Origin of the sequence: Actinobacillus ureae ATCC 25976 (genome assembly GCF_000188255.1) — a bacterium.
In the GTDB taxonomy this organism is placed as follows: Bacteria; Pseudomonadota; Gammaproteobacteria; order Enterobacterales; family Pasteurellaceae; genus Actinobacillus; species Actinobacillus ureae.
In genome coordinates, this window is record NZ_GL831081.1 from 356,278 (window position 1) to 379,505 (window position 23,228).

A 23,228-nucleotide genomic window follows, 5' to 3' on the forward strand; every position below is an offset into this window, starting at 1 on the left:
GGGGGGCAGATCACAAAAGGTTGATCCAATCACTTGTATATAATAAATTTACAATCAATATGATATACTCGCCTTATTGGAAGGCGGGTAAAAAGAAGAAAAAAACCAATAAAATTAATACATTATTGAATTTAAAATTGACAAGATAAAACAGATATTATTCTGCTTTAATGTGTACTCGGCGATTAGGCTTCAAGCACGATTTTACTTGGTTAGCTTCCCCACGACCAACAGCTTTCATCTGAGCTTTTACACCTTGATTTACAAGATATGCTTTTGCTGAATTTGCACGTTCTTGTGAAAGTTTTTGGTTGTATGCAGGAGAACCTAAACGGTCTGTATAACCGGTAATGGCTACTTTTTTTGCACCTGATGCTTTAATTTCTTGTGCAATATTATTCAATGTCGCTTTACCCTTCGCGGTTAGATTCGACTTGTCAAAATCAAATAAAAAATCACCGCTTAATGTGTATTCTTTTGCCGGTGTAACCGTTTCTTCAACTACTGGAGCAACTTGTGGAGCTACCGGAGCCTGTGCATCTCGGTTTAAACTGCTTGCACTAAAGCAGCCCGCTAAAAGTAGTTTAGCTGCCGTTACAGCCGAAATTTTTGCTACGTTCTTGATCATTGTATATGTCCTTATAAAACAAGAAAGGGAGTTAAAAATTCGTCAATATAAATGACGCTCTATAGTAAGTCTAAATCAAAAAAAGTTCCAAACTCTTTGCAAAACTTTCGCTAAATTTAACCGCTTTGATCTATAATAGGATTAACTGTATAAACAAACATTAATTGAATACGAGGCGGTAATGGATTTTTCTTTATTATTAGACGGTTTAAATGATAAGCAGCGAGAGGCTGTCGCTGCGCCGTTGGGCAATTATTTAGTATTGGCGGGAGCCGGTTCCGGTAAAACACGGGTGCTGACACATCGTATTGCGTGGTTAATCGGTGTAGAAAACGTACCGGAATCAAATATCCTGGCAGTAACCTTTACTAATAAAGCGGCGGCGGAAATGCGCCATCGTATCGAACATACCCTTTCTTCCAGCAGCCATCACCGCTTGTTCGGGATGTGGGTCGGCACGTTCCACAGCATTGCTAACCGCTTGTTACGTTCGCATTATCTTGACGCTAATCTGCCACAAGATTTCCAAATTATGGATAGTGAGGATCAGCAACGTTTACTTAAACGTTTATTAAAGCTGCACAATATTGATGAAAAGCATTTCCCACCGAAACACGTGGCGTGGTATATCAGTGCGCAAAAAGATAAAGGAAAACGCCCAAAAGATATTGATCATCATAACGATCCGAATGAGAAGAGATTAGTCCAAATCTACCAAATCTATCAAGATGTCTGCGATCGTGCAGGTTTGTTAGATTTTGCCGAATTATTGATTCGAGCTTATGAACTTTTCAGAGACAAACCGCCGATTTTGCAGCGCTATCAGCAACGTTTTCAGCAGATTTTGATCGATGAGTTCCAAGATACCAACAATATTCAATATGACTTAATCCGCTTACTGGCCGGTGAAACTGGTAACGTGATGATTGTCGGCGATGACGACCAATCGATTTACGGCTGGCGTGGTGCGCAGGTTGAAAATATTCAGCGTTTCTTAAATGACTACCAAAAAGCGGAAACTATTCGTCTTGAGCAAAATTACCGCTCAACCGGACATATTTTAGCAACCGCCAATGAGTTAATTTCTAATAACGAAGACCGTTTAGGTAAGAATTTATGGACCGATCAAGACGATGGCGATCCGGTTGAAATTTATTGTGCTTTCAACGAATTGGACGAAGCTCGTTTTGTTGCCTCACAAATCAAACAATGGAAAGAAGACGAAGGCAGCCTAAACGAATGTGCGGTGTTATATCGTAGCAACAGCCAATCTCGTGTGATTGAAGAAGCATTAATTCAAGCTAATATTCCTTACCGTATTTACGGCGGTATGCGCTTCTTCGAACGCCAAGAAATCAAAGATGCGTTAGCTTATTTACGCTTGATTGCGAATCGCCAAGATGATGCGGCATTTGAACGTGTGATTAACACACCGCCAAGAGGAATTGGCGAACGCACGTTAGACACGATTCGTCAAATTACCCGTAATCGCCAAATAACCTTATGGCAGGCGATTCAAGTGGCGGTACAGGAAGAACAACTGTCCGGCAGAGCCGCTTCTGCCTTACTCCGTTTTGTCGAATTGATTAATGCGCTCGAACAAGAAACCGAGCAAATGCCACTGTTTGAAAAAACCGATTTTGTGATTAAAAAATCCGGTTTATACGAAATGTATAAACAAGAAAAAGGGGAAAAAGGCGAAGTTCGTATCGAGAACTTAGAAGAGTTGGTCACCGCTACCAAGCAATTCAGCAAGCCTGACGAAGCGGAAGAAATGTCGGATCTCACCGCATTTTTAACTCACGCCTCATTAGAAGCCGGCGAAGCGCAAGCCTTTCCGCATCAAGATTATGTCGAATTAATGACGTTACATTCGGCAAAAGGTTTAGAGTTCCCCCGTGTATTTATGGTGGGCGTGGAAGAAGGCATTTTCCCGAGTGGGATGAGCTTTGATGAAGGCAGACTACAAGAAGAGCGCCGTTTGGCTTACGTCGGCATTACCCGAGCGAAGAAAAAATTGACGATTAGTTATGCTGAACTTAGACGTTTATACGGCAAAGAAGAGCGTCATATCGCCTCTCGTTTTATTGCCGAATTGCCTGAACAACATATTCGCGAAGTACGTTTAAGAGGCTCTATCAACCGTGCGGTAAATTTTACCCAAAGCACACCTTTTGCAAAAAATTCAGTAAAAACGACCGCTTCTTGTTTAGAAGACAATAGCTGGAAAATGGGACAAAAAGTGCAGCACGCTAAATTCGGACAAGGCTCGATTGTTAATGTGGAAGGCAACGGCGAAGCAACCCGTTTACAAATCGCCTTTGCTGGGAATGGCATTAAATGGTTGATTGCCAAAATGGCAAATCTTGAAAAACTCTAATGAGCCATCGCTAAATAAAAAAATCCGCCGTAGGTTTTCGCTTACGGCGGATTTTTTATTTATCACTATTAAACGTTTTTCATAATGCGAGAAATGCGACCTTCGGCAATTTCTTCATCACGAATCGTCATTACTTCACAGCCCTCTTTGGTTACCACAATTTGATGTTCAAACTGTGCTGAATGGCTACGGTCTTTAGTTTTCACCGTCCAACCGTCCGGCATATTGCGGATTTCTTTTTTACCCGCATTCACCATCGGCTCAATGGTAAATACCATACCTTCTTGTAACACCACTCCACCGTCATCCGAGCTATAGTGAAGCACTTGCGGATCACAATGGAATTCGGTACCGATACCATGCCCGCAGTATTCACGCACCACAGAGAAACCTTGTTTTTCCACATATTGCTGAATAGTTTTACCGATTTCTTTTAAACGAATGCCCGGTTTTACCGTACGTAAACCGATATAAAGCGATTCTAACGTCACTTCAATTAAACGTTTATCACGAATACTCGGCTCGCCGACCACATACATTTTCGAGTTATCGCCGTAGTAACCGTCTTTAATTACCGTTACGTCAATATTTAAAATATCGCCTTTTTTCAATTTACGATCCGCACTCGGAATACCGTGGCACACCACTTCGTTCAATGAAATACAAGTTGCATTCGGGAAGCCGTGATAGTTTAAACACGCCGGAATCGCCTGCTGTTCGTTTACGATATATTCGTGGCAAATACGGTCTAATTCTGCGGTACTTACACCTTCTTTCACATACGGCTCAATCATTACCAATACGTCAGAGGCTAATTTACAAGCGACACGTAATTTCTCAATCTCTTCTTCAGTTCTTAATGGAATCTTGCCCATGCTGTTCTCTCTTCTTAATTCAAGCGGTTAAATTTCTCAATTTTCTTGCAAATACGCAGAAAAAAGTAAGGGGATTATACCTTTTTTCGGCATAATCCCCAAACGACTATTTCAGTTTAAATTTTTTGACTAAATAATTTAGTAATACGCCGTACAACGGTAAAAACAGCAACAAGCTGACAAACAGTTTAAACGCATAGTCCACCGTACCGATGGTGAACCAATGTTCCGCCATATAAGCGTCATCACTTTTATAAAACGCTACTACAAAGAAAGAGAAGGTATCAATCAAGGTACCGAAAATGGTCGAACACATCGGTGCCAACCACCACGTTTTGCCCTGACGTAAGCGGTTAAACACCACAATATCCGATAACTGCCCCACCACATAAGCACAGAAACTGGCTAAAGCAATACGAAACACGAACAGATTAAATTCGCTTAACGCATTAAAACCTTGGAATTGCGTCTCAAAAAACAGCACCGAAATCACATAACTAATCAGTAACGCCGGTAACATACCGACAAAAATAATTTTACGGGCAAGACTTGCACCAAATACTCGTACGGTTAAATCCGTCGCCAAAAACACAAACGGGAAAGTAAATGTGCCCCATGTGGTTGGAATCACAATGTCGGTAAACGGAATTTTTACCTCAAAAGTAATCTGCACCAAATAGTTACTGATAGCGATAATAAAGATATGAAAAAGGGAAAGTAAAACGAGAGAACGACGCTTTTGTGCGTCTGAAAAATCAATTTGAAAGTTCATATTGTTCCTTTTTAAAAATAAAAAAGCCGAGGTAAGGGAACTCGGCAACCAATTTTGAGGGGCGAATTATACGCAAGCGGTCAAATTTTGCAAATTTTTTACAAAATCTAACCGCTTGTATTATTTATTTGAACCTTCCGGATGAAGCCCTATACCTTGATGACGCTCTTTTAATTTAGCAATCACATCGCCCCATTCAAGATTCATCGAATGTAATAATACGGTTAAATGATAGGCTAAATCCGCCGCTTCACTCACCACTTCTTCTTTATCTTGCGACACCGCTGCTAATGCGGTTTCAACGCCTTCTTCCCCCACTTTTTGAGCGATTTTCTTCACGCCTTTGGCATACAGTTTTGCGGTGTAAGAACTTTCCGGATCCTCATATTTACGCTCGGCAAGTACTTGTTCCAATTTGGCAAACCACGTCCAATCGCCTTCGGATTGGCTTTCAAATTGGTGGAAACAGCTCCCCTCGCCCGTATGGCAAGTCGGTCCAATTGGATTAACTAAAATCAATAACGTATCGTTATCACAATCCAAACTCATATCCACCACATTTAAAAAATTCCCTGACGTTTCGCCTTTTGTCCACAAACGTTGTTTGGTGCGGGAGTAGAAAGTTACGACTTTTTCAGCGATGGTTTTATTTAACGCTTCTTGGTTCATATAGCCCAACATCAGCACTTCACTGGTTTGGAAGTGTTGGATAATGACGGGGAGTAATTGATCGACTTTTTGCCAATTAATTTTATGTAATTGCATTTATTTTCCTATTTAAATACCTAATTCTCTAGCAATAGAAATATATTCTGAAGAAAGGTTACTCATAATATTTTTATTACTTCTCAAATAAGTTCCAATAACATCCACATATCTATGATCATCATATAAACAATGGATTATCGTTTTTAGATCTTGATAATTTAAACGCAATGTTTCTCTTAATCGTTGTTCTAATTCACCATAAGTAAAGGCGCACTGTTCAAATTTCTTCAAAAACATCGCATAAAATGTTGATTTGATGCTCATCAAAATCAAATATTAATGCAATCTTATCAAATGCATTATTATCCCCTAAAGCCATACTTTTTAGTATGTTAAAATGAAATCTATCTTTTTCATTCATATAAAACCTCTATATAAATTATTTAATGCTTATACAAAAATTAATTGGCTTAATTCAGATTGGGGCTAATATTATTTTTTCAAGTATTTATCGGCGAACCTCCACGCCCTCTTTCTCAAGATAAACTTTAAGTTCCCCAATATTGATAATCTGCTTATGAAACACGCTCGCCGCCAATGCGCCATCTACATTTGCTTCAACAAACGCATCACGGAAATGCACCATTTCGCCTGCACCGCCAGAAGCGATTAACGGCACGTTACACACTTCACGTACTAATGTGAGTTGAGTTAAATCGTAGCCGTTACGAACACCGTCTTGATTCATCATATTTAGCACGATTTCACCCGCCCCACGTTTTTGTACTTCTTGCACCCAGTCGAGCAATTGCCAGTTGGTTTGGCAAGTACGTTTTTTATCGCCAGTGTATTGGTTAACCCAATATTTGCCGGTTTCTTTTTCAAACCAACTATCAATCCCTACCACCACGGCTTGCACGCCAAAGCGATCTGCCAATGCGGTAATCAAATTCGGATCGGCAAGTGCGGGCGAATTGATCGAAATTTTGTCTGCGCCGAAAGCGAATAATTTTTCTGCATCCTCAAGAGTTTTGATTCCGCCCGCCACACAAAACGGAATATCGATCACTTGTGCCACACGTTCCACCCAGCTTTTATCCACCGTGCGACCGTCCGATGAAGCGGTGATGTCGTAAAACACCAACTCGTCCGCCCCTTCTTCCGCATAGCGTTGTGCAAGCGGTATGATATCGCCAATAATTTCGTGATTGCGGAACTGCACGCCCTTAACCACCTGCCCATCACGCACGTCCAAACAAGGGATTATCCGTTTTGCCAACATTCGATTGCCTCCACCATATTAAATTTACCTTCTAATAACGCACGCCCTACGATCACGCCCGCCACGCCTGTGCCTTTTAATGCCTTGATATCGGCAAGCGAGCCGATTCCGCCTGATGATTGAAATTGGATTTCAGGGTATTTGGCACAGATTTCACGGTAAAGATCCACGTTCGAGCCAGCCAGCGTGCCATCTCGGGAAATATCGGTGCATAAAACTTGCTGTAATCCGACCGCTTGATAATCTTCGATCAGCTCTTCGAGTGATACACCACTCGCTTCCTGCCAACCGCTAATCGCAATGATTTTTTGACCGCTTGCGTCAATGTTCACGTCTAACGCCAGTACGAATTTTTCCGCCCCGTATTTTTCAAACCAGCCTTTGACCATAGCTCGATCTTTCACCGCCGTTGAGCCAATTACCACACGATTTGCCCCCACTGCCAATAAATCCGCCACATCCTGCTCGGTGCGAATACCACCGCCCACTTGGATTTGGCAATTTGTTTCCGCAATAATCTTTCCAATAAGTGCGGTCTGTCTTTTCGCAGGATCTTTCGCTCCCGTCAGATCCACCAAATGCAACTGCTCCGCCCCCTGTGCAAGGTAGTTAGCAAACTGCTCAATCGGATTATTGCAATAAGTGGTCTGCTTGGCATAATCGCCCTGATGTAACCGCACCACCTTGCCGTCAATCAAGTCAAGGGCGGGGATAATTATCGATTTTTTCATTGTGTTTGTTTCCTGTTTTATACTTTCCCTCGTCCGCTTGCGGTAGAGGGTGGAGAAAATCCGTTAAGGATTTTCGGAGGGAGAGGGTTAGTTTTGGTGTATAACATCAAAAATGACATCTAACACCATATCTATATTTCTCAAGACCTCATAATTCCAAAAACGAATAACGGTAAAATTTTGTTCTTCCAAATATGCCGTACGAATACGGTCATATTCCATTTGTTCTGCGTGCTGTGAACCATCTAGCTCAATAATCAATTTAGGATTTAAAGAGAGAAAATCTGCAATATAATTTCCCACAATCTTTTGTCGATAAAATTTTACACCGCAGAAACATTTTGCACGTAAGTGATACCACAACGTCCATTCTGTTTCCGTCATATTGGAACGTAAATTTTTAGCATTTTGACGCAGTTGCTTTGTTTCCTTTTCCCGCATATTTGTCTCACTTACTAAATTTTCCTCTCGTCCGTTTATGGGAGAGAGACAGCCGAAGGATTCGCTCAGAATCCACAGGCAGAGAGAGGAAAAGCGGTCTGATTTCATCAAAATTTTACAAATATTCCCTCTCCCTCCGAAAATCCTACGGATTTTCTCCACCCTCTCCCACAAGTGGGCGAGGGGAAAAATTAGATATTCTCCACAAAATTCTTCAGCAATTGTGCGCCATTTTTGCCCGAACGCTCGGGGTGAAACTGCACGCCGTAGAAGTTTTTGCTCGCAATCGCAGCCGAGAAAGGCTCGCCATAATCAGCGGTGGCAATGGTGTTTTCATTCGGCAACACCGCATAGCTATGCACAAAATAGAAATGGCTATTTTGTTCAATACCGTGAAATAATGGGTGGTCGGCTTGGTATTGAACCTTGTTCCAGCCCATATGTGGCAACGGCAAACCTGTATTTGGGATTAACTCGGTTTTACCACTCATTAGGTTAAGCGTTCCCACATCGCCTTCCGCAGAAAATTCCGTCATTAACTGCATACCCAAACAAATACCAAGCATTGGCTGAGTGGCGTTGCGGATCGTGTCAATCAAATCACGATCTTGCAAAATCTTCATCGCAGCCGCAGCCGTCCCCACCCCAGGCAACAGCAATTTATCCGCTGATTTGATTTTGTCTAAATCACAACTAATCTCCGCCTGAATCCCTAGACGGTCGAATGCAAATTTTACCGATGACAGGTTTGCACAGCCTGTGTTGATGATGATTAGGTTGGTCATTGCTCTTCTCTTAGATTTAATTCTTGACAAATTTCAGCTAAAAGCTCAATTAATCTTTTTTCTTGACGTTCAATCATTTCAAATGATATTGACTTGTATATGTGAACAATTATCAGAAAAAGAATAATATTCAAAACTAGCTATTGATAATGAAGATCGAATAATTCCATAGCCTTGGAATTTATCTTCTTTTCTAATATATTCAACAGAATGAGAAGTTTCTTTATTTCTAACTTCCCTGATATCTTTTAATTCATTATCTTTATCAGGGTTGTATTTTCTATCTAGTAAGCATTTATATATAGCCTTAATTGCATCTTGTTGTAATTCAAGAATATTTAATATCCCATAAACATGCACATAAGAAAGATATTTATCTACCTGATTTTTATCGATTTTTTTATATGAACACATTGCAAGATATGTATCTCCAATAATATCCATAACTGCTTGAAATCCAGATGTATTTTTATCTGATTTATATTGTTCAGAAACCATATATTTTCTAATTAACTCATAATATCTAAGTAACATCATTTTCCTTTTTATAAATAGTCAAATTTCGCTAAAAACTTCGCAAACCCCAACCGCACTTTTTCAACATGATTGTAGGGACGCACTGCGTGCGTCCATTTTAAATCACGCTCCGTTTTCACGACGGACACACGCAGTGTGTCCCTACCGTTCACATTATTTACGTTTTGTGAAAAATCACAACACTCCCTTACTACTCGGCAATTCATTCCCTTCCACTTTAATGCACTGTCTTAGGGTTCTGCCGAACACTTTGAACAGGCTTTCGATTTTGTGGTGGTCGTTGTCACCTTGGGTTTTGAGGTGGAGCGTTGCCATTAGGGTGTAGGCGAGCGATTGGAAAAAATGCTCGGTCATTTCAGTGCTAAAATCGCCGACTTTTTCACGCTTGAATTTTGCCTTAAATTTGAAGTATGGGCGACCGGATAAATCCATAGTACACTCCGCTTTACATTCATCCATTGGTAACACAAAGCCGAAACGTTGAATACCACGTTTGTCGCCTAACGCCTGTTTTAATGCCGTGCCGAGAGCGAGGGCGGTGTCTTCAACCGTGTGGTGTTCGTCAATCCACAAGTCGCCTTTACATTGCACGTTCATTCGGAAACCGCCGTGGGTGGCGATTTGATCGAGCATATGGTCGAAAAAGCCCACGCCCGTGCTGATTTGGTTTACGCTTGTTTCGTCCAGCCATACCTGCACTTTGATGTCGGTTTCTTTGGTGGTGCGAACCACTTCCGCATAGCGAGGTTGGCGTTCACAAGCGGTCGTTTTTGGCAATAATTTTTCCACAATCAGATCCCAATCCAATTTTTCAGGGTGATATTGCAACGCCTGAATGCCGAGGTTTTCCGCCAATTGCACATCGGTGGCACGGTCGCCGATCACAAAACTGCGGTTCGGATCGAACAATTTTTTGTCGATATATTTTTTCAGCAATTTGATCTTCGGTTTGCGACAATCGCAGTTATCTTCTGGCTTGTGCGGACAAATCAAAATCACATCAAATTCAATGCCTTGCGAGCGGAAAATATCCAACATCGCATTGTGCGGTTTATCGAAATTTTCTTGCGGAAACGACTCCGTGCCTAAACCGTCTTGATTGCTGACCATCACAAAACTGTAGTGATCTTTTAATTTCAACAACGCAGGAATCACGTTACGTTCCAGTTTAAGTTTCTCCAAACTGTCGATTTGGAAATCAGTTTTCGGCTCGTCAATTAACGTACCGTCACGGTCGATGAATAGGGTTGGTTGTGTCATGTTTGCTCCTGTACTCAACGCTACGGAGTAGCGGCACTATATGTAACCTAGTACGTCAGTGCTAGGAAATTCCACACACGTTGTGTGTGGTTACGCATAGTGGCGATACTCTGTATCGCTATAGGTCTTCAAAAAATTTTTCGTTGATTTCAATGCCTGCTTCAGTAAGTAAGAATTTGGTTTCATCAACAAAATTTTGCGTTTTATGGTGCTCTTTCTGATTTTTAATGTAATTGATGATTTTTTCTTTATCTCGTTCACAATAGGTCAAAGAACAATATCCTCTCGACCACGCATAAAATTCAGGAAATAAATGCTTATTTTCATCAATCCATTTATGGGTGTGGTTTTCAATTTCTGCACAAATTCCGCTACGGAAAGCGTAGGGTGCAGCTCCACCAAAAGATGAATATGATCTGGCATACCATTCACTCTATAAAGCACCGAATGATGTTCTCGCACAAAGCCCCAAATGTAGCGATAAAGATATTCTTCATTTTCTTCTACGATACTCGGCACGCCATATCTTGTACGAAAAATGATGTGATATAGATTTCTGGTATAGTTCATATTTTCTCCTTTTAACGATGTCGCAGAGCGACATTACTATGCATAACCACGTACGTTAGTGCGTGTTTTTTGCTCATATCCTAGCACTACGTACTAGGTTACGCATAGTGCTGATGCTCCGCATCAGACTGCTTTGATTGCCTCTACTACTCTCTCCAATTCTTCCTTTGTACCAATCGAGATACGAATACAATTCTGCAATCCCAATGCTTTGTGCTGGTCACGCAAGATAATGCCTTTTTCCCACAGAGCTTTAAACACTTTTTGTCCGTCTTGGAATTTGACGAGAACGTAGTTGGTTTCGGTGTCGAAAATTTCCATCACGTTTGGAATGGTTTTAAGCTGTTCGATTAACCATGCTCGGTTTTCTAATACATTTGCCACACGTTGCTTCATCTCATTTAAGCCCTGTTCGGTTAAGGCTTGGGCAGCAATGTCGGAAACTGGTACGGGTAACGGGTAAGGTGCAATCACTTTTTGTAGCACACCGATTAGTTCTTCATTCGCAATCGTAAAGCCACAACGCAAGCCTGCTAAGGCAAAGGCTTTGGAAAGTGTGCGGATAATCGCCAAATGCGGGAAGTTAGTAAGCTCACTAACCATTGTCGCTTCGGGGCAAAATTCAATGTAGGCTTCGTCCACAACTACAATCGCTCGCCCAGCGGTAATTTGCAAAAGTTTGAGCAAATCCGACCGCTTGATGAACGTGCCGGTCGGGTTATTCGGGCTACACACGAACACCACTTTTACACTGTCAAGATTGCGTTCGATTTCAGGCAAATTAAGCTGAAAATCAGCAGTTAAAGGCACTATTTTGAGTGCGACACCGCAAGTTTCCGCCGATACGCTATACATTCCGTAAGTCGGCGGACAATAAAGCACGCTATCGCTCGGCTCGCAGAATGCTCGAATAATCAGCTCAATGCTTTCATCGCCACCACGGGTCACGATCACATTTTCAGGTTTTACGCCTGCATATTGGGCGTAGCCATTCACCACATCGGCAGGTTGCGCCTCTGGATAGCGGTTAAAAGTACGGTTGATTAAATCAAAATTTGGCGAAGTCGGATATTCATTTGCATTCAGCCACACATCGCCATTGCCCCCCAAGCGACGTGCCGATTGGTATGGAGTTAGGGCTTGTACATTTTTTCGAGAGAGTTGTGAGATTTGCATATTTTTCCTTCCTCCCCATACGAGTCGTATGGGGTTACTTAATCCGAACCACTCTGTGGCTCTTTATCTTCTAATTTTCAGCCCCAAGTGGGGCTGGGATTATCGATCCTAGGACGACTCGTCCTAGGCAATCTTCGCCAATCGAATCGACACCGCCTGTTTATGCGCTTCCAACTGTTCGGCACTTGCCATCACTTCCACTGTTTTCGCTAAATCTTTAAAGCCTTGTGGCGTGAGTTCTTGCACGGTCATGCGTTTGCTGAAATCTGCTAAACCTAAACTAGATGTGGTACGAGTATAGCCGTAGGTTGGTAGAACGTGGTTTGTGCCGCTGGCGTAGTCGCCCATACTTTCTGGTGAATATGCCCCTAAGAAAATCGAGCCTGCGTTGTCGAGTTTATCGAGCAGTGAGTGGGCGTTTTCCACTTGAACCACCAAGTGTTCGGGTGCGTATTCATTGCTGATTTCGACCGCTTGTTCGAGACTTTCGGCGATGAAAATTCGACTATGTTCTAGGGCTTTGCAAGCGGTCTCTTTTCTCGGTAATGTTGCAAGTTGGTTTTCAATCGCAAGTGCGGTCTGTTTTGCCAACGTTTCGCTTGAGGTCACTAAAATCACTTGGCTATCTGCACTGTGTTCCGCTTGGGAAAGTAGGTCGCTTGCCACAAAATCAGGATCAGCAAATTCATCGGCAAGCACCAATACTTCCGAAGGCCCTGCTTGCATATCAATCGCTGCGCCGTTTACCGTTTGTGAAACTTGGCGTTTCGCTTCGGTAACGAAACTGTTGCCCGGTCCGAAAATTTTATCTACTTTCTCCACGGTTTCTGTGCCGAATGCCATTGCCACAATTGCCTGCGCACCGCCCACTTGGTAAATAGTTTCTACTCCGCAGAGATCTGCTGCGTATAAAATCGCATCGGCAATCGGTGGGGGCGAGCAAAGCACCACTTTTTTACAGCCTGCGATTTTGGCTGGAATAGCGAGCATTAGCACGGTGGAAAATAGCGGTGCTGAACCACCCGGAATATACAAGCCGACACGATTAATCGGGCGAGTTACTACTTGGCAACGCACGCCTGCTTGAGTTTCGATGTTCACCGGCTGCGGAATTTGTGCTGTGTGAAATTTCTCAATATTCGATTTGGCATTTTTGATCGCCTGTTTTAGCTCGTCCGGTAAACGATCACTTGCTGATTGAATTTGCTCTTTTGAAACAACAAGACTATCCAATTTTACTTTGTCGAATTTTTCCGACAGCTCAAATAATGCCTTGTCGCCATTCGCCAGTACATTTTCACGAATAGAGTCAACCGCTTGTTGAATATTGAGCGAGGAACTGATTGCAGGACGAGTCAGCGCTGCTTTGCGTTGTTGTTCGGTTAGGTTTTTCCAAATTAGGGTTTGCATATTGTTCTCCAGTCCCCACACTCACATATGGGGTTATTTATAGTGTGGTTGCTCCGCAACCTTATTCTGTATTCTGTCGCAGAGCGACATCACTATGCATAGCCACGTACGTAAGTGCGTGGTTAAGCCAACATCTTCTCAATCGGCAGCACTAACACTGAGCTTGCACCCATTTCTTTGAGTTGTTCCATGGTTTCCCAGAATAAGTTTTCTTGACTGACTACGTGCATCGCAACACGGGCAGAATCATTAGCGAGCGGGAGAATAGTTGGGTTTTCCACACCTGGTAAAAGTGCGGTGATTTCTTTGAGTTTATCTTTTGGAGCGTGCAGCATAATGTATTTACTTTCCGCCGCTTGTTGTACGCCTTGAATACGGGTAAGTAGCCGATCGACTAACGCTTGTTTTTCGGCTGAAAGCGGTTCGGCACGTTGAATCAGGCAAGCTTTGGATTGATAAATCACTTCCACTTCTTTTAAGCCGTTTGCCTCCAAGGTCGCGCCGGATGAAACCAAATCGCAAATCGCATCGGCTAAGCCGGCGGAAGGGGCGACTTCGACAGAGCCGTTAAGTAAGGTGCTTTTAAATGCTACGCCCTTTTCATTCATATAGCGTTTGAGTAAGTTCGGATAGCTGGTGGCAATGCGTGAATTAACAAAATCTTGCACGCCGTTATAAGTGCGGTCACGATCAATCGCTAACGACAAGCGGCAGCCGCCGAAATCCAAGGTGCGTAATTTTTTATATTCGACTTGCTCTCCTCGAGCAAGGCGACCAAGTTCCTCTTCTTCCAGTACATTTTCACCAATCACGCCGAGATCCACCACGCCTTCAAAAACTAAACCGGGGATATCGTCATCACGCACCCGTAAAATTTCAATCGGCATATTTTCCGAATAAGCGATTAAACGCTGTTCGTTCCAGTTAATTTTTACCCCGCATTGTTTGAGTAATTCGTTGCAATCTTTGCTTAAACGCCCTTTCTTTTGTAACGCAATGCGTAAACGGTTTGTTGTTATCATTTTGTCTGTCCTATGTTGTGTTTAAGGTTGTGTTTAAATTTTAGATATAAAAAACCTCTCGAAAGTTGCCTTCCGAGAGGTTATGTATTTTGCTGCGATATGCGATTTTGCTTTATACGTACTCGGAAGATTTGCTATCTTCCGACCACACTCAAATGCCCGAAAGATATCAGGTTGAATGATGGTGATGATGAGTACGGATGAAGTTCATAATGGGTTCTCTTATATAAAATTTCGTATAAATTTGTTGAGTTGCTATTTAAAATACGCTCAAAATTTATAGATTGCAAGTTTTTTTTTAATAAAAATTTCTTCTTTTAGAATAAATTCGCAATCGTTTGCGTAAAAGAGTATAATTCGCTTAATTTTTTGTTCTAAAGGAATTTTTAACCATGCAAATTAGCTTAAAAAAAATCTATTCGGGAAAAGTACGTGATCTTTATGAAATTGATGATAAACGTATGTTAATGGTAGCCACCGATCGTTTATCCGCATTTGATGTAATCTTAGATGATCCGATTCCTCGTAAAGGCGAAATCCTCACCCAAATTTCTAATTTCTGGTTCCAAAAATTAGCACACATTATGCCGAATCATTTCACCGGCGATTCTGTTTTTGATATTTTACCAAAAGAAGAAGCGGAAGCAATTCAGCACCGTGCCGTAATTTGTAAACGCTTAACACCGGTAAAAATCGAATCGATTGTGCGCGGCTATTTGACCGGCTCAGGTTTAAAAGACTATAACCAAACCGGCACGATTTGCGGCTTAAAATTACCGGAAGGTTTGGTGGAAGCAAGCAAATTGCCACAACCGATTTTCACCCCGTCAAGCAAAGCGGAAGTGGGCGATCACGATATCAATATTTCATACGAAGAATGCGAACGCCAAATCGGTGCGGAATTGGCGACGAAAGTACGTGACGCGGCGATTGCGCTTTATACTGAAGCGGCGGAATACGCGCTCACTAAAGGCATTATCATTTGCGACACCAAATTTGAATTCGGTTTAGATGAGAACGGCACACTAACTTTAATGGATGAAGTGCTAACCCCTGACTCAAGCCGTTTTTGGTCGGTGGAGACTTACCAAGAAGGTACAAATCCGCCGTCATTCGACAAGCAATTTGTGCGTGACTGGCTGGAAAACAGCGGTTGGAATAAACAAGCTCCAGCACCGAAAGTTCCGTCAGACGTGATTGAAAAAACCGTGGCAAAATACCAAGAAGCGTTAGATTTATTAACCAAATAGTTCTCAGTTTTCCCTAAAAGCAAGCGGTCGGATTCTGCAAATTTTTTGCAAATTCCGACCGCTTGTCGTTTATGAATTACTTCACACTACTTACTTAGCAACAGGTTCAAGCGTCAATGCTAAATCTTCGTTAATGACTTTAAATAATAAGTCGATATTCGGGTGTTTACCGGCATTTTGTTTTGCATCTTCCACGTGTTCGGCAAACCATTCAATACCTTGTTGTGCCGCTGAAGCGGTTAATTTCCCATCGAATTTTTCCGCTAAAGCGTTGTAAAGTTTAAGTGAACCCAATTTGCCTTCCACTGCCGGAATATGATGAATCACTTCCCCTTGTGCATTACGCACATTTAAACCGGCAAGATGCTCAACCGCTGAGAAGGTTGCTAAATAGTCTTTAAATTGCATATTGTTTCCTTATGATTATGATAAAAAAGAGCTGAAATTATCAGCTCTTTTGATAGGTTTTGCAAATTAGAATTTGTAGGTTAAGTTCGCTGTAACTTTGCGTCCTTCTCCCATATAACACCAATAGGTATCACATGCACTTATGTATTTTTTGTTACTCAAATTCGAAACATTAACTTGTGCAACCCAATGCTTGTTGAAATCATATTTAGCCATTAAGTCCACTAATGTATAAGCCGGAACTTTTTCTTCTATTACACCATTAGTACTTGTACCTACGTATCGAACTCCCGCTCCTACTTTAAGACCAGCTAATGTATTATTTGTGAATGCGTAATTCATGAAAGCTGAATATGTATGACGAGGAATAATCGCCTTACGTATATTATTTACTTTAGCATCAGTATAAGTATAAGCTAATAATGCCGAAATATTATCATTCAGCTTCATATCTGTTTGTAATTCAACACCTTTACTTTTGGCTTTCTCTGTTCGCAATTGAATAACTTGCCCGTTCACTTGTCCCTGAACCAAACCATTTTTCTCTTTTAAATCAAAATAAGCAATAGAGAATGTTCCATCAACAAAACTCGGTAAATATTTAAAACCTACTTCATGTTGCGAACCTTCATAAGGCTTATAGCGTACTATGTGCCCATTAACATTAGAACCTGAGATTGGGCGGAAAGATTCAGAATAGTTATAAAACGGAGATAAACCTGAATCGGTAACGTACATTACACCGGCTGAGTAGCTATTATGATTTAGATCATACCCTTCATCACCGTACGTACTATAATAATCACCTTTTGCAAAATCACGGCGAGCACCTAAATTTACTAGCAATTTATTGTCAAAACGGAATTGATTTTGTACATATACGCCTAATTGTTTTTCTTTATTTACATAAGGTGATACTGCATCAAACGGTTGCACCGCCGTTGGATAATTACCGTATAAATTGCTTAATATTTCACTACCATAACCGTTTGCCGCATAGTTTTTACCAATCGTGTAATCGAAACCGACCGTCAATATATTTTCAACACGATCTATCGCCCATGTTTTACTTAAGCGATTATCTAATGAATGCGTAAAGGTTTTTCCTCTTGCCGTCATTGTACTTAAAGATGAACCATCCCAACCGATAGAAGCACTAAATTGGTCTTTATTGCTATAAGCATAGCGATAATTTGACTGATAAACTAAATCATCACTAAATTTATGAGTAAATTCATAACCGACAGAATATTGATTACGGCGCAAATATTCCGGTACATTTTCTGCAAAGTTAGTACGATTAGATAATCCTAAAGAAGATAATCTTTCATAACCGGCAGGGAAAAAACCTGAACTTGGACGACCATTATCATGCTGAATACTTGCTAATAAAGTCAAACTGGTATTTTTACTAATATCCCACGAAAGACTTGGAGCAAAGTAATAAGCATCCATATAACTGCCTTTCGGCTCACCATCTCTTCGGTTGTAATCACCGACTAGACGAAAACGAACATTTTCACTAATAGCATTACTATAATCCGTTGAAAAACCTCTCTCGTTTCTATTTCCCAACGTAAACTTCAACTCCCCTTTCGGCTCTTTTGTCGGACGCTTGCTAACTAGATTAATTAATCCACCACTTTGTGCTGAACCATAAGTAAGAGAATCTGCACCTTTCACAACCTCAATACTTTCTAAGCCATACATATTCGGTTGCCAATGATAGAAACCAAAGCTATATATTGCCGTACCGTCAATGCGAAGAGTTGGGCTAAAACCACGAATACGAATCCAATCATGGGTATCAATATCTCCTCCATACGGCTGACTTAAGATACCTGCTTCATAACGACCAATTTCATCAGCTTGTTTATAACCTTTCTCTTTAATCTGTTCTTCTGTTAATACAGATACCGATTTAGGTATCATATATTCCACCTTACCTGCTTTAGAAACAGAACCAACCACCGACACCTCATCCAATACTGCGGTTTCTTGTGCGATTGCCGGTGAGATTGCTAAGGCAACTGCCGAAGCAACTGTCGAATAGAAAAATATTTTTTTCATTTTATTCACCCTAAAATGTGGTTAAGAATTTTTTAAATTGTGAAGGTTAAACTCTTCTTAGCATTAATAAGAAATAAGTTCCACCAACTAATGTGGCGACTAAGCCTGCCGGAATTTCATACGGAAACAATAGCTGTCTGCCGAGCCAATCGGAAAGCGACATGATCAATCCGCCCAAACAAGCTGAGATCAAAATCTGTTGCGGGACTTTTTTTACCCCTAAAAAGCGCACCATTTGCGGCACAAGTAAACCGATAAAACTTAATGGACCGATAACCAAGGTCGCTAGCGCAGTTAATAACGCGCTAAATAAAATTAAACACCAGCGAACCTGTTTTAAATTTAAACCGAGCGATTGTGCCATCGGCGCTTGTAACGCCAGTAAGGCGAGCCAACGGCTGAAAATCAAACTTGAAAAAAGTAGCGTAAAACTGACCGCTAGCAAGCCGATCGCCAATTCATTACTCACATTTTGGGTTGAACCGGATGTCCAGGCAATCAATTGATTGGCTCGAGGATCGCCGCTGGCAACCGCTAAACGTTGCAATGTATCAAACAATGCGGCGAGACTGATACCGGTCAGCAATATTTTTTCAGGCAGCATGCCGTTACGCTGATTAATTGCACATAATACAATTAAGGCTACGCACGCTCCGAGAGTAAAAAAATTGCTGTAACGAATAAGCCGAATTGTGCACCACTACTAATACCCAGCGTGTTATCCGATGCTAACGGGTTCGCCATCACTTGCTGTAATAGCAAGCTTGCTAAACCTAAAATTCCGCCGGCAAGTAATGCCATCACAATACGAGGCAAACTATAACTTTGAATCAGCAGTAGTTCTAGATTTTCACTTGGCAAAAATAACGAAACCAACCCACTTCCGTCCGGCAGTTGTAGCATTAATACGGTCAGCAGCAGTCCGAAAAATAGCACGGTTAATCCGCTGAATAATAATTTGCTCGCTTTTACCATTGCTCGCCTCCGTGCAATAATCCTTTAGCAAGAATTTCAGCAAAGCGTTGAGCGGAAGGAATACCACCGAATGTCCACACTGCCGGTAAAATTAACGGATCTTTTGCCATAGCTAAATGTTGCCACAAGGTGTTGTAATGCAGGGCGGAACCAATATTCGCAGGATATGGTTTTACCACTACTAAGCGGCTATTTTCTGCCAATTTAGCTAATTGAGTGACATCAATCGTTTCAAAGCCCCATGCATTTTGCGAAAGCCGAGTTGTGATAACACCGCACCAAACGGACTGTTTGCGGCATAAATGCGTAAATGGCGTGTATCAATAAACTGTACCAAGGTAATCGGGCGCTCCAAATAAGACTGAACAAGCGGTCGAATTTCACCAATTTTTTGCAAATAGTTAGCCATGAGCTGCTCAAATTCCGTTTGTTTATCCGCAATAAATGCTACTTTACGGCTGGCATTCACAATATTTTGCCAAGCATCTCCCTCCTTATAAAAATCTACCAATGTTACGGAGGAAAACGGCTCGAGCATAGCGGTGGCTTGGGCGTAAAAACTGATATTAATAAAATGCAAATCGTGATCGTCCTGTTTTAAGGCAAGAATCTGTTCCGGATTCGGTTGCATTCGCACGCCGAGATCTAAAGTGTCATTTGGTAATGCCGGTTTACTAACCCATTGCTGATAACTTTTTACATCACCGACCGCCACCGGTTTCTCACCCAACGCAATTAATGTTTCGGCAACCGTCCAATCCAAGGTCGCAAAAGATTTTGCTTTCACCCCACAAGACATTGCAAAAAAAAGTGTAAAAACGACCGCTTGTAGCGTTTTAACCACTGAATTACGCGGAATCCCACAGAAAATACGATAAATATTTTCTGTATTTTTCTGTGTGTTTCGTGGTAAAAAATAAGGTGTTTCATCAATAAAAACTCACCGGTCGTTTGGTTTCAGGGTGTTCGATCACGTTCAAATCAATGCCGTAAATTTGTTTTAATTTCGGGCTGTTTACAATATCAAGCGCATCACCTTGCGCTAATAATTTGCCGCTATGCAACGCCACTAACTGATCACAATAACGTGCCGCCAAATTAATATCGTGAATCACGATAATCACACCTAAATTCAGCTCGTGCGCCAATTTTTTGACCAATTCCATCACTTCTACCTGATGAGCGATATCCAAGGCGGCAAGCGGCTCATCCAACAGCAAAAATTTGCTTTGTTGCGCCAATAACATCGCCAGCCAAATGCAAGAACGCTCACCGCCGGAAAGCGTATCTACCAGCTGCTCGGCAAACTGTTCCGTGTGGGTTAACGCTAAGGCTCGTTCGATGGCTTCATGATCTTTTTGTTTATTAGAACCGAATAAACCGTTCCACGCATAACGCCCCATGGCGATAAGCTCTCTGGCGGTCAGATTGGTAGCTTGTGGGAGATGTTGAGGAAGATAAGCGACTTGTTTGGCAAAATCTCGTGATGACCATCGGCTAAGTTCTTGCTGATTAAACAGAATTCTGCCGCCGGATACGCATTTTGTTTCGCTAATAATTTAATTAAGGTAGATTTGCCTGAGCCATTATATCCAATTAAACCGTACACTTTACCCTGCTCAAATCGTAAAGAAATCGGGTGGAGTAAGGTACGAGAAGGAATTGCAAAAGTCGCATTTTCAATTAAAAACACAATAGCTCCATATAACAAAGAAAATAATCTAAGCAAAAGGAATTCATTATAGTTAAAAATGGTTAGCATTAAAATAGTTTTATCGATTTTAATATATTACTCAGATTAATCTTCGCCAAAATTTTTCTTACATATACCTAATAATTACAAAGCAGTCGAATAAATAAAAAATTTTACAATTTTAACGACAATTTATAGAAACTATGCACAGTTATCGCTATAATTCTGCGCTTTTGGACTAGGTATCACGCCTAGTTTTTTATTGGCCTTTTTCAGAGGATAAAAAATTGATTAAATTCGGTCGTGCATTTTTAGCAAAACTTGCTGTATTAAGCCTCGCATTTTCCGCAATTACCGCACAAGCTGCTGAGAAATTATACGTTTATAACTGGACAGAATACGTACCTTCATCACTGCTAGAAAAATTCACCAAAGAAACGGGAATTGAAGTCATTTATTCGACATTTGAAAGTAATGAAGAAATGTATTCGAAGTTAAAACTTTCAAATTCAAAAGGTTATGACATCGTATTTCCTTCCAGCTACTATGTTGGCAAAATGGCGAAAGAAGGAATGCTTGCCGAGTTAGATAAAACTAAATTAACTAACTTAAATTACGTGACACCGGAATTGATGGCAAAACCGTTCGACCCGGAAAATAAATACTCTCTGCCTTATGTGTATGGCTTAACCGGTATCGGGGTAAATTCACAAGATTTTGATCCGAGTACGATTTCGAGCTGGGGCGATTTATGGCGTGATGAGTATAAAGGCAAATTGCTGATGATGAACGATCCGCGTGAAGTGTTTCATATTGCCTTATTACTTGATGGTAAATCACCGAATAGCGAAAACGAACAAGAAATTCAAAGCGCTTATCAGCGTTTACAAAAATTAGTTCCGAATGTATTAGTTTTTAACTCGGATTCACCGGAAATGCCTTACTTACAAGGTGAGGTTTCCGTAGGGATGCAATGGAGCGGCTCTGCGCACCGTGCTAAAAGTGAAAATCCGGATTTAAAATTTGTGTTCCCGAAAGAAGGTGCCGTGATTTGGATGGATAACTATGTCATTCCAAAAGGTGCGGTAAATAAAGAGGCGGCACATAAATTTATCGATTTCTTATTACACCCTGAAAGTGCGAAAGAAGTAATCGAAACTATGGGCTTTTCTATGCCGAATGAAGGTGTAAAAAGTCTACTCTCTCCAGAGCTTGTCAATGACCCGTTAATTTTCCCGCCGAAAGAGGAAATTAATAAAGGTATCTTGCAAGCAGACGTAGGCAAAGCCGTTGAAATCTACGAAAAATACTGGAATTTGCTAAAAACGGGCAAATAGTTATTTGCAAAATTTGAAGAAATAACAACCGCTTGTTATTTCTTGCAACTCAAACGTCCTTCCAATCGGAAGGACGAATTTCTTAAACATTAAACAATGACTCGAGGTCTTAAATGTCAAATCATAACTCTTTAACTGCGAATCCGGGCCCATTAGGTTTATGCGGCTTTGCATTAACAACTTGGTTACTTAGCTTAATCAACAACGGTACGTTCGGTGGCGAAAACGTAGGCTTAGTACTTGCAATGGGCTTTGCTTTCGGTGGTACTGCACAAATGATCGCTGGTATGTTTGAATTTTCAAAAGGTAATACTTTTGGTTTCACTGCATTCACTAGCTATGGTGCTTTCTGGTGGTCATTCGCATTATTCAAAGTATTCTTCGCTGAAGGCGTAACTGCACCGTTCATTGGCTGGTACTTAGTGGCTTGGGGTACATTCACATTAATGATGTTTATCGGTACATTAGCAAAAGCGCGTGCATTACAAGCAATCTTCTTAGCATTAACCATCACCTTCTACTTATTAGCGGCAGGCGATTTCACCGGTGATCACTCACTTACTCACATCGGTGGTAACTTCGGTTTATTAACAGCCTTATTAGCGTTTTACTTAGCAGCGGCAGAAATTATCAACGAAAGCTTCGGTCGCATAGTATTACCAATCGGTGCACCAAAACAGTAAGAGTTAATTATCTCGATAAGGACGCTACGGCGTCCTTATTTTTAGCCTCCAATTAATCTTCTTCAATTTTTGCGAACCACCTCACACTTTTTACATTTTTTTAACAAAAACATTGCCAGATTAAATTCTAAGCGTATATTATTCGCTCAGTAATAGTTTATTTCCCGTAATAAACCTAGGAGCAAAGCGATGAAAAACCTAAATGTTTTTGATAAAAGCCCCCAAAATGATCTGA

The 23,228-nt window shown here is 41.3% G+C and carries 20 protein-coding genes, 4 pseudogenes and 1 other annotated feature; of the genes and pseudogenes, 4 read left to right on the top strand and 20 right to left on the bottom strand.

Features of this window, described 5'->3' with window-relative positions:
- Positions 1-157: 157 nt before the first annotated feature.
- Positions 158-628 carry an OmpA family protein gene (locus tag HMPREF0027_RS09560; RefSeq protein WP_005624678.1) on the bottom strand — a complete coding sequence of 157 codons (471 nt, stop codon included), beginning with the start codon at positions 626-628 and terminating at the stop codon, positions 158-160.
- 181 nt (positions 629-809) lie between these two features.
- Between HMPREF0027_RS09560 and uvrD the strand changes: the two genes are divergently transcribed.
- Positions 810-3,008, top strand: a complete 2,199-nt coding sequence (gene uvrD / locus HMPREF0027_RS09565; RefSeq protein WP_005624679.1) for a DNA helicase II — start codon at positions 810-812, stop codon at positions 3,006-3,008.
- Positions 3,009-3,076: 68 nt separating this feature from the next.
- Here the strand turns inward: uvrD and map are convergent, their stop codons facing one another.
- From map to hisG, 14 genes and pseudogenes are all read right to left on the bottom strand, one after another.
- Positions 3,077-3,883 (bottom strand): type I methionyl aminopeptidase, encoded by an 807-nt coding sequence (gene map, locus HMPREF0027_RS09570; RefSeq protein WP_005624681.1) that lies wholly within the window; start codon positions 3,881-3,883, stop codon positions 3,077-3,079.
- A gap of 106 nt (positions 3,884-3,989) precedes the next feature.
- Entirely contained in the window at positions 3,990-4,655 is a 666-nt protein-coding gene (locus HMPREF0027_RS09575; protein WP_005624683.1) for a 7-cyano-7-deazaguanine/7-aminomethyl-7-deazaguanine transporter, read from the bottom strand.
- Positions 4,656-4,775: 120 nt separating this feature from the next.
- Positions 4,776-5,420, bottom strand: a complete 645-nt coding sequence (hisIE, locus tag HMPREF0027_RS09580) for a bifunctional phosphoribosyl-AMP cyclohydrolase/phosphoribosyl-ATP diphosphatase HisIE (protein ID WP_005624684.1) — start codon at positions 5,418-5,420, stop codon at positions 4,776-4,778.
- Positions 5,421-5,640: 220 nt separating this feature from the next.
- Positions 5,641-5,784, bottom strand: coding sequence for a hypothetical protein (locus HMPREF0027_RS12020; RefSeq protein ID WP_005624687.1), 144 nt, complete (start codon positions 5,782-5,784; stop codon positions 5,641-5,643).
- Between the two features lie 87 nt (positions 5,785-5,871).
- Positions 5,872-6,645 (bottom strand): imidazole glycerol phosphate synthase subunit HisF, encoded by a 774-nt coding sequence (gene hisF, locus HMPREF0027_RS09585; protein WP_005624689.1) that lies wholly within the window; start codon positions 6,643-6,645, stop codon positions 5,872-5,874.
- Positions 6,627-7,376: a 1-(5-phosphoribosyl)-5-[(5-phosphoribosylamino)methylideneamino]imidazole-4-carboxamide isomerase gene (hisA, locus tag HMPREF0027_RS09590; protein WP_005624691.1), complete on the bottom strand. Its 750-nt coding sequence runs from the start codon at positions 7,374-7,376 to the stop codon at positions 6,627-6,629. The genes hisF and hisA overlap by 19 nt, the downstream gene beginning before the upstream one ends.
- Positions 7,377-7,463: 87 nt before the next feature.
- Positions 7,464-7,925 (bottom strand): endonuclease domain-containing protein, encoded by a 462-nt coding sequence (locus HMPREF0027_RS09595; protein WP_244261870.1) that lies wholly within the window; start codon positions 7,923-7,925, stop codon positions 7,464-7,466.
- Positions 7,926-8,008: 83 nt separating this feature from the next.
- Positions 8,009-8,602, bottom strand: coding sequence for an imidazole glycerol phosphate synthase subunit HisH (gene hisH / locus HMPREF0027_RS09600; protein ID WP_005624695.1), 594 nt, complete (start codon positions 8,600-8,602; stop codon positions 8,009-8,011).
- Between the two features lie 78 nt (positions 8,603-8,680).
- Positions 8,681-9,139: a hypothetical protein gene (locus tag HMPREF0027_RS09605; RefSeq protein ID WP_005624697.1), complete on the bottom strand. Its 459-nt coding sequence runs from the start codon at positions 9,137-9,139 to the stop codon at positions 8,681-8,683.
- A gap of 174 nt (positions 9,140-9,313) precedes the next feature.
- On the bottom strand, positions 9,314-10,399 hold the full coding sequence (gene hisB, locus HMPREF0027_RS09610) for a bifunctional histidinol-phosphatase/imidazoleglycerol-phosphate dehydratase HisB (RefSeq protein ID WP_005624699.1): 1,086 nt from the start codon (positions 10,397-10,399) through the stop codon (positions 9,314-9,316).
- 118 nt (positions 10,400-10,517) lie between these two features.
- Positions 10,518-10,969 (bottom strand): annotated as a pseudogene (tnpA, locus tag HMPREF0027_RS09615) (IS200/IS605 family transposase).
- 123 nt (positions 10,970-11,092) lie between these two features.
- On the bottom strand, positions 11,093-12,145 hold the full coding sequence (gene hisC, locus HMPREF0027_RS09620) for a histidinol-phosphate transaminase (RefSeq protein ID WP_005624705.1): 1,053 nt from the start codon (positions 12,143-12,145) through the stop codon (positions 11,093-11,095).
- Positions 12,146-12,268: 123 nt separating this feature from the next.
- Positions 12,269-13,555: a histidinol dehydrogenase gene (hisD, locus tag HMPREF0027_RS09625; RefSeq protein WP_044024509.1), complete on the bottom strand. Its 1,287-nt coding sequence runs from the start codon at positions 13,553-13,555 to the stop codon at positions 12,269-12,271.
- A gap of 122 nt (positions 13,556-13,677) precedes the next feature.
- Positions 13,678-14,577, bottom strand: coding sequence for an ATP phosphoribosyltransferase (gene hisG, locus HMPREF0027_RS09630; RefSeq protein ID WP_005624709.1), 900 nt, complete (start codon positions 14,575-14,577; stop codon positions 13,678-13,680).
- A 46-nt stretch (positions 14,578-14,623) separates the two neighbouring features.
- Positions 14,624-14,768: a sequence feature (His leader region), on the bottom strand.
- 201 nt (positions 14,769-14,969) lie between these two features.
- Between hisG and HMPREF0027_RS09635 the strand changes: the two genes are divergently transcribed.
- Complete coding sequence (locus HMPREF0027_RS09635) at positions 14,970-15,827, top strand: phosphoribosylaminoimidazolesuccinocarboxamide synthase (RefSeq protein ID WP_005624711.1); 858 nt, start codon at positions 14,970-14,972, stop codon at positions 15,825-15,827.
- A 90-nt stretch (positions 15,828-15,917) separates the two neighbouring features.
- On the opposite strand, the gene HMPREF0027_RS09640 is transcribed toward HMPREF0027_RS09635, so the two are convergent.
- The 5 genes and pseudogenes from HMPREF0027_RS09640 to HMPREF0027_RS09660 all read right to left on the bottom strand — a co-directional run bounded on the left by HMPREF0027_RS09640 (position 15,918) and on the right by HMPREF0027_RS09660 (position 20,973).
- Positions 15,918-16,235, bottom strand: coding sequence for a DUF2322 family protein (locus HMPREF0027_RS09640; RefSeq protein WP_005624714.1), 318 nt, complete (start codon positions 16,233-16,235; stop codon positions 15,918-15,920).
- Between the two features lie 66 nt (positions 16,236-16,301).
- Positions 16,302-18,305 (bottom strand): TonB-dependent siderophore receptor, encoded by a 2,004-nt coding sequence (locus tag HMPREF0027_RS09645; RefSeq protein ID WP_005624716.1) that lies wholly within the window; start codon positions 18,303-18,305, stop codon positions 16,302-16,304.
- A gap of 46 nt (positions 18,306-18,351) precedes the next feature.
- Positions 18,352-19,280, bottom strand: a pseudogene (locus tag HMPREF0027_RS12025) (iron chelate uptake ABC transporter family permease subunit).
- Positions 19,274-20,079 (bottom strand): annotated as a pseudogene (locus tag HMPREF0027_RS09655) (iron-siderophore ABC transporter substrate-binding protein). Before HMPREF0027_RS09655 ends, HMPREF0027_RS12025 begins: the two co-directional pseudogenes overlap by 7 nt.
- A 130-nt stretch (positions 20,080-20,209) precedes the next feature.
- Positions 20,210-20,973, bottom strand: a pseudogene (locus HMPREF0027_RS09660) (ATP-binding cassette domain-containing protein).
- Positions 20,974-21,260: 287 nt separating this feature from the next.
- Between HMPREF0027_RS09660 and HMPREF0027_RS09665 the strand changes: the two are divergent.
- Complete coding sequence (locus HMPREF0027_RS09665; protein ID WP_005624726.1) at positions 21,261-22,310, top strand: extracellular solute-binding protein; 1,050 nt, start codon at positions 21,261-21,263, stop codon at positions 22,308-22,310.
- A 113-nt stretch (positions 22,311-22,423) separates the two neighbouring features.
- Positions 22,424-22,993: an acetate uptake transporter gene (locus tag HMPREF0027_RS09670; protein WP_005624727.1), complete on the top strand. Its 570-nt coding sequence runs from the start codon at positions 22,424-22,426 to the stop codon at positions 22,991-22,993.
- The last annotated feature ends 235 nt before the right edge of the window (positions 22,994-23,228 follow it).